Here is a 12,130-nt window from a genome sequence, read left to right as displayed (position 1 = left end):
GGGCCTTACTCCGCCGCCATCGCGACCGGGGCGATCCGCAGGGCGGACAGCTCGGCCATGGTCACGCTGGCGCGCGTGATCGGGTTGTTGAGATAGGGGTCGCGGACCGACGAGACGAAGGCCACGTCGCCCAAGTCGCCCTTTGCACCCAGCCCGGCCACGTCGAACGACGCGGGTGCGGGCAGATAGTCGATGCGGCCGAAGGTCGGATGGTCCGCCATCAGCTTGCTGCGCAGGGCGTCCAGCGTGTCGTACGGCAAGGTGTGGCCCACCGCCGCCGACAGGGCGCGCAGGATGGCCCAGTCTTCCTTGGCCTGCCCCTTGGGGAAGACGACCCGTTCGGCCATCTGCACCCGGCCCTCGGTGTTCACATACAGGCCCGCCTTCTCGGTATAGGCCGCGCCGGGCAGGATGACGTCCGCCCCATGCGCGCCGCGGTCGCCGTGGCTGCCCAGATAGACGCGGAAGGCGTCCGAACCCGTCGGATCGACCTCGTCGGCGCCCAGCAGGAACAGCACGTCCAGCGCACCCGGCTTGACCATATCGGCCACGCCCAGCCCGCCTTCACCGGGCACGAAGCCCATGTCCAGCCCGCCGACACGCGCGGCGGCGGTGTGCAGGACGTTGAAGCCGTTCCAGCCTTCGGCGACCACGCCGACCTTCTGCGCCAGCGCGCCCAGGGCGTTCAGCACGGCCGCGCCCTTGTCGCCGGACACAGCCCCTGCCCCCACAATGATGGCGGGACGCTCGGCCTTGGTCAGCATGTCCATCGCCGCCTTGGGCAGCTTGGCCAGGGTCTTCGACCCCGCACCCAGATAGACATAGTCGAACGTCAGATTGGCCTGCTCGCCGATCAGGGCGATCTCGGTCTTGCCCCCCAGCCAGGCCTTGCGCAGACGGGCGTTCAACAGCGGGGCCTCGGTGCGCGGATTGGCCCCGACAATCAGGATGGCATCGGCGTTTTCGATACCGGCCAGGCCGCTGTTGAACAGCCAGCTCTCGCGCGGGCCATAACCCAGGGCCGAACCCTCCTGACGGCAGTCGGTGTTGGCCGATCCCAGGGCGCGGAATAGATCCAGCGCCGCCTTCATCGATTCCGCGTCCTGCAGGTCGCCGGCCACGACACCGATCCGGTCAGCCGGAGCGGCCTTCAGCTTGTCGGCCACGACGGCCAGCGCCTCGTCCCATGATGCGGCACGCAGGCGACCGTTCTCGCGCACATAGGGCTTGTCCAGGCGCTGACGTTGCAGGCCGTCGACGGCATAGCGGCTGATGTCTGACAGCCACTCCTCGTTGATGCCCTCGTTCACGCGCGGCAGGATGCGCATCACCTCGGCCCCCTTGGCGTCGGCGCGGATGTTGGAGCCCAGGGCGTCCATCACATCGATGGTCTCGGTCTTCTTCAGCTCCCACGGACGATAGTGGAACTGCCACGGACGGTGCGTGAGGGCGCCGACGGGGCATAGGTCGTTGACGTTGCCCGACAGCTCTGAATCGACCGCCTTTTCCAGATAGGTGGTGATCTCGGCATCCTCGCCGCGCGAGATCATGCCGATGTCCGGCACGCCCGCCACTTCGGTGACGAAGCGGACACACCGCGTGCACTGGATGCAGCGGGTCATATAGGTCTTGATCGTCGGACCCATGTTCTTTTCTTCGACCGCCCGCTTGTTCTCGGCATAGCGGGAGCCGTCGCGGCCATAGCCCATGGCCTGGTCCTGCAGGTCGCACTCGCCGCCCTGGTCGCAGATCGGGCAGTCCAGCGGGTGATTGATGAGCAGGAACTCCATCACCCCTTCGCGCGCCTTCTTGACCATCGGCGTGTCGGTGAAGATCTCCTGACCCTCGGCGGCCGGCAGCGCGCAGGACGCCTGCGGCTTGGGTGGCCCGGGCTTCACCTCGACCAGGCACATGCGGCAATTGCCGGCGATCGACAGCCGCTCGTGATAGCAGAAACGCGGAATCTCGTGGCCGGCCTTCTCGGCGACCTGAAGCACGGTCATCCCGGGCTCGAACTCGGTTTCAACGCCGTTGACCTTGGCGATCGGCATCAGCGGGCCTCTTCTTGAGCAGCCGGAGCCGCCGGTACTATGGATGCGTCGACGGACATCTGTCCGACGTCGGTAGCAAGCTCGACACCGTTCGCGCCGACGGTGCAGACCATGGTCTGACGTCCGCCATCGACGGGCGCGCGCCAGGACATGGTGGCGGTGTTTGAACCCCTGGCGCGAAACTGGACGGTCTCGCCCTCTTGGCCGGCCAGACGGCGAACAGCCTCGCGGCAGGCAGCCTGCAGCTCGGCTGGGGTCGTGACGGTCGGGGCAGCCTTCATGACGGGACGTGCAGGGGTCATCGGCGCTTCCGCCTTCGGCACAGCCTTGTCCGCGCCTTCACCGCAGGCGGCGAGGGCGACGACGGCCAGCGCTGATGCCAGGACCATCCGCATCCGGCTATTCCGCCGCGATCGCATGGCCGGCGAAGTTCGCGCGGCGGCTGCGGTACGACGAGATGCGGTCCTCGATCTCGTGACGGAAGTGCCTGATCAGGCCCTGGACCGGCCAGGCAGCGGCGTCGCCCAGGGCGCAGATCGTGTGCCCTTCGATCTGGGTCGAAACCTCTAGCAGCATGTCGATTTCTGAGGGATCGGCCTCTCCGATCGCCATCCGCTCCAGCACACGCCACATCCAGCCCGTGCCCTCACGGCAAGGGGTGCACTGGCCACAGCTCTCGTGCTTGTAGAAATAGCTGATGCGGGCGATGGCGCGGACCAGATCGGTCGACTGATCCATGACGATGACCGCCGCCGTGCCCAGGCCGGACTTCATCTCGCGCAAGCTGTCGAAGTCCATCAGGGCGACCTCGGACATCTCGCGCGTGATCAGCGGCACGGACGAGCCGCCCGGGATGATAGCCTTCAGATTGTCCCAGCCGCCGCGCACGCCACCACAGTGATCCTCAAGCAACTGCCGCAGGGGGATCGACATCACCTCCTCGACATTGCACGGACGGTTCACGTGGCCCGAGATGCTCATGATCTTGGTGCCGGTGTTGTTCGGGCGACCAAAGCCCGCGAACCACTCGGCCCCGCGACGCAGGATGGTGCCCACAACCGCGATCGATTCGACGTTGTTCACCGTGGTCGGGCAGCCGTACAGGCCCGCACCAGCCGGGAAAGGCGGCTTAAGGCGCGGCTGACCCTTCTTGCCTTCCAACGACTCCAGAAGGGCCGTCTCTTCACCGCAGATATAGGCCCCTGCCCCGTGGTGAATGTAGACGTCGAAATCCCAGCCGTGGACGTTGTCCTTGCCGATCAGCCGGGCCTCATAGGCCTGCTTGACCGCCGACTCCATGCGCTCGCGTTCCAGCACATATTCGCCACGCAGATAGATGTAGCAGGCGTGGGCCTGCATGGCGAAGCTGGCGATCAGACAGCCCTCGATCAGTAGCTGCGGATCGTGGCGCATGATCTCCCGGTCCTTGCAGGTCCCGGGCTCGGATTCGTCAGCGTTGACGACCAGATAGTGCGGCCGGTCCTTGACCTCTTTCGGCATGAAGGACCACTTCAGACCCGTGCCGAAGCCCGCCCCACCGCGCCCGCGCAGGCCCGAGTTCTTGACGTTGGTGATGATCCAGTCGCGCCCCAGGTCGAGCATGTCCTTGGTCGCATTCCATGCGCCACGCTTCTTCGCCCCCTCCAGCGTCCAGTCCTGGAAGCCGTAAAGGTTGGTGAAGATGCGATCCTTGTCTTCGAGGATTCCGACCATGGTTCAGTTCATCTCGCGCATGCGGCGGCGGTGATAGCGGGTACGAAGGAAAATGGCAGCAATCATCAGCGCCCAGCCGGCCGCCAGGGCCGCATAGCCGCCCATCTGAAGGGTCTGAGCCATGTCACCCGCTCGGTTGGAGGCGAAGACCGCGATGGCCCCGACGATGACCAGGCCAAACCCGGCCAGGCGCTGGCTGCGACCCACGGCCCGCAGCTCCGCGCGATAGCGGGCGACGGCTTCGTCACTGGACAGGTCGGGCGGGCTCACGCTTCGCCCGCCTTGCGGTTTTTCCGCCAGATGAACACCGCAAGGACCAGGAGCATGATGCCGGTACTGGCAAACAACAGCTCTTGGCGTGGCCAAGCAGCTAGGCACGACGCCAAGCCTGCCGCGCCCAGAAGCCATGGCGTTAGACGGGTCATATGGCTGAGTTGCGACATCACGCCGGCACCGGCTTGCTGTTTGGCAGCGACTTGATCGGCTTGGCGGCCGAGCCGTCATACAGTTTCGGATCCAGCAGGGTCTGGGCTCCGCCCTCGGGCTCCGAGCTGTGACGACCGACGCGCGAGCCGGGCTTGGGCTTTTTGCCGGCGGCAAAGTCGTCGATGACCTGGGCCATGGTCTCGGCGGTCAGGTCTTCGAAATAATAGTCGTTGATCTGGGCCATGGGCGCATTGGCGCAGGCCCCCAGGCATTCGACTTCCTGCCAGGTGAAGCGACCGTCGGCGCTCAGCGTATCCTTGGGGCCGATCTTCGACTTGCAGACGGCCATCAGCTCGCCCGCGCCGCGCAGCATGCAGGGCGTGGTGCCGCAGACCTGGATCAGCGCACTGGTGCCCACCGGCTCCAGCATGAACATGGTGTAAAAGGTCGCGACCTCCAGCACCCGGATGTACGGCATGCCCAGCAGCTCGCCGATGGCGCGGATGGCGGCCTCGGACACCCAGCCCTCCTGCTTCTGGACCAGCCACAGGATCGGGATCACCGCCGACTGGCGACGATCCGCCGGATATTTGGCGATCCACCAGTCGCACTTGGCCTTCGTCGCCTTGGAGAAGGCGAAGCTATCAGGCTGAACTTTGGCGAGACGACGAACGCTCATCGGTCCACTTCTCCGAAAACGATGTCGAGCGAGCCCAGGATGGCGCTGACGTCGGCCAGCATGTGGCCACGGTTCATCCAGTCCATAGCCTGAAGCGAACGGAAGCCCGGGGCCGAGATTTTCACGCGGTAGGGTTTGTTGGTGCCGTCGGACACCAGATAGATGCCGAACTCGCCCTTGGGCGCTTCGACCGAGGCATAGACCTCGCCCTCGGGCGTCTTGAAGCCCTCGGTATACAGTTTGAAGTGATGGATCAGCGCTTCCATCGACCGCTTCATCTCACCGCGACGCGGCGGCACGACCTTGTTGTCCTCGGTCATGACGGGCTCGCCGGGGCAGTTGCGCAGGCGATGGATGCACTGCTCCATGATGTGCACCGACTGCTTCATCTCCTCGATGCGGCACAGATAGCGGTCCCAGCAGTCGCCGTTCTTGCCGACCGCGATGTCGAACTCGAGGTCGGCATAGCATTCGTACGGCTGCGACTTGCGCAGGTCCCACGGAATGTCCGAACCGCGCAGCATCACCCCGGTGAAGCCCCAGTCCAGAGCCTCCTGCTTGGACACCACGCCGATGTCGACATTGCGCTGCTTGAAGATGCGGTTCTCGGTGACCAGGCTTTCGATGTCCTTCAGCGCCGCCGGGAATTCCTGGCACCAGCGCGCGATATCGTCGATCAGGGCGTTGGGCAGGTCCTGGTGGACGCCGCCGGGCCGGAAATAGTTGGCGTGCAGACGCGCACCCGATGCCCGCTCGTAGAAGACCATCAGCTTCTCGCGCTCCTCGAAGCCCCAGAGCGGGGGCGTCAGGGCCCCCACGTCCATGGCCTGGGTCGTCACGTTCAGCAGGTGCGAAAGGATTCGCCCGATTTCGGAATACAACACCCGGATCAGCTGGGCCCGGTACGGCACGTCCATGCCCATCAGCTTTTCGATGGCCAGGCAGAAGGCGTGCTCCTGATTCATCGGCGCGACATAGTCGAGCCGGTCAAGATACGGAATGTTCTGAAGGTAGGTCCGGGCCTCCATCAGCTTTTCGGTGCCGCGATGCAGCAAGCCGATGTGCGGGTCGACGCGCGTCACCAGCTCGCCGTCCAGCTCCAGCACCAGACGCAGCACGCCGTGCGCGGCCGGGTGTTGCGGGCCGAAGTTGATCGTGAACTTACGATCGTCCAGTGCGCGCGCGTGATCCGTGCGCCCGTCATGGGCGTCGTCGAAGATGTCGGTCGCGCCGATGGGCGGTGGCAGGGCGGTCTCGGTCATGCCTTGCCTCCGGACGGGGCATTGCCCGCGACAGCCGCCGCCTGTGCGGCCTTTTCGTCGCCGGGCAGGATGTCGGTCGGATATTCCGCGCCCTCCCAGGGCGACAGGAAGTCGAAGTTGCGGAACTCCTGGGTCAGCTTGACGGGCTCATAGACCACCCGCTTCTGCTCCTCATCGTACCGGACTTCGACATAGCCGGTCATGGGGAAGTCCTTGCGCAGCGGATGCCCCTGAAAGCCGTAGTCGGTCAGAAGGCGGCGCAGATCGGGATGGCCCGAGAACAGCATGCCATACATGTCGAACGCCTCGCGCTCGAACCAGTCGGCGCAGGGGAAGACGCCGACCACGCTGGGTACCGGCTGGACCTCATCGGTCGTGACCTTGACCCGCACCCGCGCGTTCCGCGTCATCGACAGCAGGTGATAGACGACCTCAAACCGTTCCTCGCGATCCGGGAAGTCCACGCCGCAGACGTCCAGCAACTGCTGGAAGCCGAACCGGTCCCGCAGCACGGTCAGGACATTCACGATCGCATCGCGCTCGGCGATCAGCGTCAACTCGCCGAAGGCAACCTGCGCCTGGACGCCCAGCTCGCCGACCATCTCTGCGCCCAAGGGCGTCAGAGCGGTCTCGATCTCCTGTAGTTTCGCCAGCGCGCTCATCGCTCGATCGTCCCCGTGCGCCGGATCTTCTTCTGCAATTGCAGCAGGCCGTACAGCAGCGCCTCCGCCGTCGGCGGGCAGCCGGGCACATACACGTCCACCGGCACAACCCGATCGCAACCACGCACGACGCTGTAGCTATAGTGATAATACCCGCCACCATTGGCGCAGCTGCCCATCGACAACACATAACGCGGGTCAGGCATCTGGTCGTAGACCTTGCGCAGGGCCGGGGCCATCTTGTTGGTCAGAGTGCCGGCCACGATCATCAGGTCCGACTGGCGCGGGCTGGCGCGCGGCGCCATACCGAACCGCTCCATGTCGAAACGCGGCATCGAGGCCTGCATCATCTCGACAGCACAACAGGCCAGCCCGAACGTCATCCACATCAGCGAACCGGTCCGGGCCCAGTTGATCACGTCGTCCAGAGAGGCGGTCAGGAAACCCTGCTCGCCAAGTTCGGCGTTCACGGCTTCGAAGAATTTATCGTGAACGGCGGGGTCATAGCCCTCGACCGACGAACGCGCGCCGGTGCCATACAGGTTGGTCGGCAGCAGGCTGGTGGGGCCAGACGGCGGGGCGATCACTCCCATTCGAGAGCTCCCTTCTTCCATTCATAGATGAAGCCCACCGTCAGCACGCCCAGGAAAACCATCATCGACCAGAAGGCGAAGATCATCTCGCCGCGCGCCAGATCGAACATCGAAACGGCCCACGGGAACAGGAAGGCGACTTCCAGGTCGAAGATGATGAACAGGATCGACACCAGGTAGAAGCGCACGTCGAACTTCATGCGCGCATCGTCGAAGGCGTTGAAGCCGCACTCATAGGCCGACAGCTTTTCGGAGTCGGGATTCTTGGGCGCCAGCACCCAGGCCGCGATCATGAAACCGAGACCGAGCACCGCCGCGATCCCGAGAAAGACCACGATCGGCAGATATTCGAGAAGATATGCATTCATCCGGAAGGGACCTCGTCCGCCAAAGTGGGAGGGGCGGATTCGGCGCTTTCTAGACCCGGATGCGCCGAGGTTCAAACCCATGCGGCAAAAGGATTTTATTGAGAATGGTTCGCAGGCCTGGTGGCGCATTTGTCAGGGTGAAGGTGCTTGCCATTCGCACCGCCCTGCCTCCCTATGCCCGACTGACTTTGACATCGCGCCGGAGCACCCGATGGCCCTTGGAAGCCGGATTCTGAATACCGTCGAGCGGATCGGCAACAAGCTGCCCGATCCAGTCTTTCTGTTCCTGTGGCTGATCCTGGGGCTGATCGCCCTCAGCCTGGTCGGGGCGGGGTTGGGATGGTCGGCAGTCAATCCGGTCACGGGCGACACCCTTCAGGCGCAGAGCCTGTTGTCGCCCGAGAACCTGGAGCGGCTGTTCATCGGCATGCCCAGCACTCTGGCAGACTTTCCGCCACTGGGAATCGTGATCACCATCATCTACGGGGCCTCGGTCGCGGAGCGGACAGGCCTGTTCAGCACAGCGATACGCGGCGCGTTGCTGAATGCGCCCAAATCCATTCTGACCCCGGTCGTGGTAATCACCGGGATGGTCTCGCACCATGCGTCCGACGCCTCCTACGTCGTTGTGATCCCCCTGGCGGCCGTCATCTTCGCCGCAGCAGGTCGCCACCCACTGGCCGGTCTGGCTGCCGGGTTCGCGGCGGTGTCAGGCGGTTATGCGGGCAATCTGTTCCCGGGAGCCTCCGACGCCCTGATCCTCGGCATCACAGAGCCGGCGGCACGGCTGATCGACCCGTCCTACTCGGTGAATATCGCAGGCAACTGGTTCTTTATCGTCGGCGTCGTGGTGGTCTTCACCCCCATCATCTGGTTCCTGACGGACCGGATCATCGAGCCGCGTCTTGGGGCCTGGACGCCGTCGGCCACTGCCCCCGTATCGGACGCCGAAGAGAAGAAGGGCTTGACGCGAGAAGAGAAGCGCGGCCTCGCCTGGGCCGGATTGGCCATCCTGGGAATGATCGGCCTGTGGACCCTGGTGACCTTTCTGCCTGGCTCGCCCTTTGTCGATCTGGAAGCCGAACCGGCCCAGCGGTTCAATCCGCTCTACAAGTCTCTGGTCGCCTTCTTCGCCACCACCTTCTTCGTGGCGGGCGGGGCTTATGGCGCTGGCGCAGGGACGGTGAAGAGCCATCGCGACATGGTGCGAATGATGGTCGAGGGGATCGCGCAACTGGCTCCCTATATCGTGCTGGCCTTCTTCGCCGCCCACTTCGTGGCCATGTTCAACTGGTCCGGTCTGGGGCCAATCCTCGCAGTTAATGCGGCAGCGGGCCTGCAGACGCTCGACATCCCTGCCCCGCTACTGCTGATCGTTGTCCTGCTGGTATCGTGCTTCTTCGACCTCTTCATCGGGTCGGCTTCGGCCAAGTGGTCGGCGCTGGCCCCCGTCGTGGTGCCGATGTTCATGCTGCTTGGCATCAGTCCCGAGATGACCACCGCTGCCTATCGCATGGGCGATTCGGTGACCAACATCGCCACACCCCTCATGAGCTATTTCCCGCTGATCCTGGCCTTCGCCCAGAGATGGGACCCGAAGTTCGGGCTTGGTTCGTTGATGTCGACCATGCTGCCCTATGCCGGATGCTTCCTGCTGGCGGGCGTGCTGATGATCGCCGCCTGGGTGACTTTCGATCTACCGCTGGGGCCGGGCGTGGGCGTCTACTACGAACTGCCTGAGCCCTCGGCAGCGCTGCAAGCCCCGGCGGACGGCGGTATCTCCGGCCCGGTCGCCCCGCCCGAAGCCGCCGCCGTGGCGGGTCCGGGGGTCGCATCGCGTTGATCGTGCGAATTCGGCGGAAGTGGCGCTTGACAGTGCGCCGCCCCCCCGCCTAAACGACGCCCCTCGCCGCGACGCAGACCAGCGCCGCGGCCGGGATACGCGGGTGTAGCTCAGTTGGTTAGAGTGCCGGCCTGTCACGCCGGAGGTCGCGGGTTCGAGTCCCGTCACTCGCGCCATTCCCTCTGAAATCTCTCAGGGAATGGCGCGCCTCCCCGCCTTAAAGACAATCACAAAGACCTAGGGTTCGCGTCCTGCGACCAGCACATTCTGCACGCGCCGCCCCAGCGGATCGCGCGATTGCCAGGTCTCGCCGACATCGGCGTCGACCATCGTCGTGCAGAAGCGCGGGATCAGCATATTGGGCCGGATGTTGGTCAGGCACACCTTCTCGCCATTCACCGACCAGCGAGCAGACAGACGCCGCCCGTCCGAGAACTGGGCTGCGTAGGTGCCGTCACGATTGAACCAGTGCTTGACCCAGCCCCCGTCCGGATAGCGGGACACCACCGTGTTAGTGAACACCGCATCCATATCGGCCTTGGCCGGTACAGCCGTCATACAGGCGAACGCCATCGTCGTCACGGCAAGCAAACGCTGCATGAACCCCCCCCTCTCGAACCCATCCCTGACCCGAACATTACCGAACATTAACTGAATGCCAAGCGTGACTGCAGCGCAGCGGGAATAGTTGACTATTTCGCATGGACTTCTATATGCGGCCCACGTTCGGGACAGGACTGGCGAATCCGCGCCGCCCGCTCGCCCAGAGACAGGGCGGTTCCGCGACATCGCACGACGACCCTGATGCGCGGGGCGTCCTTCAATCCAGTCCCAAGGACCTATGACCGAATTTTCCCAACTGGGCCTCTCGCCCATGACCCTGCAAGCGGTCGCTGATACCGGCTATACGATCGCCACCCCCATTCAGGCGCAAGCCATTCCCGTCGCCCTCGCCGGACGTGATGTCCTGGGTATCGCCCAGACCGGCACCGGCAAGACCGCAGCCTTCACCCTGCCCCTGGTCGAGCGGCTGTCCACGGGCCGTGCCCGCGCGCGCATGCCTCGCGCCCTGGTGCTGGCCCCGACCCGCGAACTGGCCGACCAGGTGGCGGAGAGCTTTGCGAAATACGCCAAGGGCACAAAGCTGACCTGGGTGCTGCTGATCGGCGGCGTGTCGATGGGCGACCAAGTCGCGGCCCTGAACAAGGGCGTCGACGTGCTGATCGCCACGCCCGGTCGCCTGATCGACCTGTTCGAGCGTGGCAAGATGATGCTGAACGGCGTGGAGATCATGGTCGTCGATGAAGCCGACCGCATGCTGGACATGGGCTTCATCCCCGACATCGAAAAGATCTTCAAACTGACGCCGCCCAAGCGCCAGACCCTGTTCTTCTCGGCCACCATGCCGCCCGAAATCACGCGCCTGACCACCCAATTCCTGAAAGACCCCACCAGGATCGAGGCTTCGCGACCCGCTGCGACCGCCGACACCATCACCCAGTATCTGGTCCGTATCCCTTCCAGCGATCCCAAGATGAAGCGCGCCGCCCTGCGGACGCTGATTGGCCGGGCCGATGTGCGCAACGGAATCGTGTTCTGCAATCGCAAGTCCGAAGTCGACGTCGTCGCCAAGTCGCTGAAGCAGCATGGTTTCGACGCTGCCCCGATCCATGGTGACCTGGACCAGTCCCTGCGCACCAAGACCCTGGCCGCCTTCCGCTCGGGCGAGTTGAAGCTGCTGGTGGCCTCCGACGTCGCCGCGCGCGGTCTGGACATTCCCGACGTCAGCCACGTCTTCAACTATGACGTCTCGCACCACGCCGACGACTATGTGCATCGCATCGGACGCACGGGCCGCGCGGGCAAGCTGGGCCAGACCTTCATGATCGTGACGCCGGGCGACGACAAGTCGCTCGACAAGGTTCTGAAGCTGATCAAGATGGATCCGCAGGAACTGGTTCTGGACCCCGCCGATCTGGGCGGTCCCGTCCGGTCGACCGCGCGAGCCGAGAAGCCCGCTGCCACGGATGACACGCTCAAGCCCGCACGCAGCCGCCGCAAGGCCGCGTCGCCATCGCTGACCGTCGAAGCCGCTGCAGAGGTTCCAGCCGTCGCCGAGCCCCGCGTTCAGCAAACCGCTGCCGAGGTCGCTGAACCCGCCGAAAAGGCCGTCGGTCGCAGCCGCAGTCGTCGCGGTCGCAAGGGATCGGAGCCGACGGAAGCCAAGCCGGTCGCGGCACCCACCAAACGTGTCGAAGAAGCGCCCGCTGAAGCTTCCGCGCCACCTATCACCGAGCGACCGGCCCAGAAGGCGCATCTGCGTCAGTCCGACCGTCGCGGCGGGCAGGACGACGAGGCCCCACGCTCGTCTAACGGCCGCCCGTTCGGCGAGGGGGAAATTCCCGCCTTCCTGCGCCGGACGACCCTGCCAAAGGGCTGAGCGGCATCAAGCGTCACCTTGCGACTGCCATTTAACCCGGCGTTACAGAAAACCGCCTAGGCTCCGGCACAAGGTCGCTAGAAGGCGACGCGC

At 64.8% G+C, this 12,130-nt stretch carries 12 protein-coding genes and 1 tRNA gene; 3 read left to right on the top strand and 10 right to left on the bottom strand.

Annotation, left to right across the window (positions count from 1 at the left end; genetic code table 11):
* Window positions 1-5: 5 nt before the first annotated feature.
* The 9 genes from nuoG to AC4PRM_RS11430 form a co-directional block, all read right to left on the bottom strand.
* A complete protein-coding gene (nuoG, locus tag AC4PRM_RS11470) occupies window positions 6-2,051 on the bottom strand; it encodes an NADH-quinone oxidoreductase subunit NuoG (protein ID WP_492039950.1) in 2,046 nt (681 codons plus the stop codon).
* Window positions 2,051-2,446, bottom strand: coding sequence for a hypothetical protein (locus AC4PRM_RS11465; protein ID WP_487922077.1), 396 nt, complete (start codon window positions 2,444-2,446; stop codon window positions 2,051-2,053). Before AC4PRM_RS11465 ends, nuoG begins: the two co-directional genes overlap by 1 nt.
* 4 nt (window positions 2,447-2,450) lie before the next feature.
* The gene (nuoF, locus tag AC4PRM_RS11460) at window positions 2,451-3,764 is read right to left on the bottom strand and encodes an NADH-quinone oxidoreductase subunit NuoF (protein WP_492039949.1); all 1,314 of its coding nucleotides are present in this window, start codon (window positions 3,762-3,764) and stop codon (window positions 2,451-2,453) included.
* A gap of 3 nt (window positions 3,765-3,767) precedes the next feature.
* On the bottom strand, window positions 3,768-4,034 hold the full coding sequence (locus tag AC4PRM_RS11455; RefSeq protein WP_492039948.1) for a hypothetical protein: 267 nt from the start codon (window positions 4,032-4,034) through the stop codon (window positions 3,768-3,770).
* Between the two features lie 172 nt (window positions 4,035-4,206).
* On the bottom strand, window positions 4,207-4,869 hold the full coding sequence (gene nuoE / locus AC4PRM_RS11450; protein ID WP_492039947.1) for an NADH-quinone oxidoreductase subunit NuoE: 663 nt from the start codon (window positions 4,867-4,869) through the stop codon (window positions 4,207-4,209).
* On the bottom strand, window positions 4,866-6,131 hold the full coding sequence (locus tag AC4PRM_RS11445) for an NADH-quinone oxidoreductase subunit D (RefSeq protein ID WP_487922074.1): 1,266 nt from the start codon (window positions 6,129-6,131) through the stop codon (window positions 4,866-4,868). The genes nuoE and AC4PRM_RS11445 overlap by 4 nt, the downstream gene beginning before the upstream one ends.
* Entirely contained in the window at window positions 6,128-6,766 is a 639-nt protein-coding gene (locus AC4PRM_RS11440) for an NADH-quinone oxidoreductase subunit C (RefSeq protein WP_373257681.1), read from the bottom strand. Before AC4PRM_RS11440 ends, AC4PRM_RS11445 begins: the two co-directional genes overlap by 4 nt.
* 23 nt (window positions 6,767-6,789) lie before the next feature.
* Window positions 6,790-7,407, bottom strand: a complete 618-nt coding sequence (locus AC4PRM_RS11435) for a NuoB/complex I 20 kDa subunit family protein (RefSeq protein ID WP_373257367.1) — start codon at window positions 7,405-7,407, stop codon at window positions 6,790-6,792.
* Window positions 7,377-7,754, bottom strand: a complete 378-nt coding sequence (locus AC4PRM_RS11430; RefSeq protein WP_292172103.1) for an NADH-quinone oxidoreductase subunit A — start codon at window positions 7,752-7,754, stop codon at window positions 7,377-7,379. Before AC4PRM_RS11430 ends, AC4PRM_RS11435 begins: the two co-directional genes overlap by 31 nt.
* Before the next feature lie 211 nt (window positions 7,755-7,965).
* Here AC4PRM_RS11430 and AC4PRM_RS11425 point away from each other — a divergent pair, with 211 nt between their 5' ends.
* Window positions 7,966-9,597 carry an AbgT family transporter gene (locus tag AC4PRM_RS11425; protein ID WP_492039946.1) on the top strand — a complete coding sequence of 544 codons (1,632 nt, stop codon included), beginning with the start codon at window positions 7,966-7,968 and terminating at the stop codon, window positions 9,595-9,597.
* 99 nt (window positions 9,598-9,696) lie between these two features.
* A tRNA-Asp gene (locus AC4PRM_RS11420) sits at window positions 9,697-9,773 on the top strand.
* Between the two features lie 61 nt (window positions 9,774-9,834).
* Here the strand turns inward: AC4PRM_RS11420 and AC4PRM_RS11415 are convergent.
* Window positions 9,835-10,197: a hypothetical protein gene (locus tag AC4PRM_RS11415; protein WP_492039945.1), complete on the bottom strand. Its 363-nt coding sequence runs from the start codon at window positions 10,195-10,197 to the stop codon at window positions 9,835-9,837.
* A 241-nt stretch (window positions 10,198-10,438) separates the two neighbouring features.
* Here AC4PRM_RS11415 and AC4PRM_RS11410 point away from each other — a divergent pair, with 241 nt between their 5' ends.
* Window positions 10,439-12,037, top strand: coding sequence for a DEAD/DEAH box helicase (locus AC4PRM_RS11410; RefSeq protein WP_487922062.1), 1,599 nt, complete (start codon window positions 10,439-10,441; stop codon window positions 12,035-12,037).
* The last annotated feature ends 93 nt before the right edge of the window (window positions 12,038-12,130 follow it).

It is taken from the genome of Brevundimonas sp. DW-iso22 (assembly GCF_058725425.1).
Note: the sequence above shows the minus strand (reverse complement) of the source record. Positions and strands in the feature narration are given on the sequence as shown.

Bases quoted from the DNA above. Each gene is read 5' to 3' on its own strand.
- AC4PRM_RS11430 (WP_292172103.1), bottom strand. From the start codon at position 7,754: ATGAATGCATATCTTCTCGAATATCTGCCGATCGTGGTCTTTCTCGGG.
- AC4PRM_RS11410 (WP_487922062.1), top strand. From the start codon at position 10,439: ATGACCGAATTTTCCCAACTGGGCCTCTCGCCCATGACCCTGCAAGCG.
- nuoF (WP_492039949.1), bottom strand. From the start codon at position 3,764: ATGGTCGGAATCCTCGAAGACAAGGATCGCATCTTCACCAACCTTTAC.
- AC4PRM_RS11465 (WP_487922077.1), bottom strand. From the start codon at position 2,446: ATGCGGATGGTCCTGGCATCAGCGCTGGCCGTCGTCGCCCTCGCCGCC.
- AC4PRM_RS11435 (WP_373257367.1), bottom strand. From the start codon at position 7,407: ATGGAAGAAGGGAGCTCTCGAATGGGAGTGATCGCCCCGCCGTCTGGC.
- AC4PRM_RS11445 (WP_487922074.1), bottom strand. From the start codon at position 6,131: ATGACCGAGACCGCCCTGCCACCGCCCATCGGCGCGACCGACATCTTC.
- AC4PRM_RS11425 (WP_492039946.1), top strand. From the start codon at position 7,966: ATGGCCCTTGGAAGCCGGATTCTGAATACCGTCGAGCGGATCGGCAAC.
- AC4PRM_RS11415 (WP_492039945.1), bottom strand. From the start codon at position 10,197: ATGCAGCGTTTGCTTGCCGTGACGACGATGGCGTTCGCCTGTATGACG.
- nuoE (WP_492039947.1), bottom strand. From the start codon at position 4,869: ATGAGCGTTCGTCGTCTCGCCAAAGTTCAGCCTGATAGCTTCGCCTTC.
- nuoG (WP_492039950.1), bottom strand. From the start codon at position 2,051: ATGCCGATCGCCAAGGTCAACGGCGTTGAAACCGAGTTCGAGCCCGGG.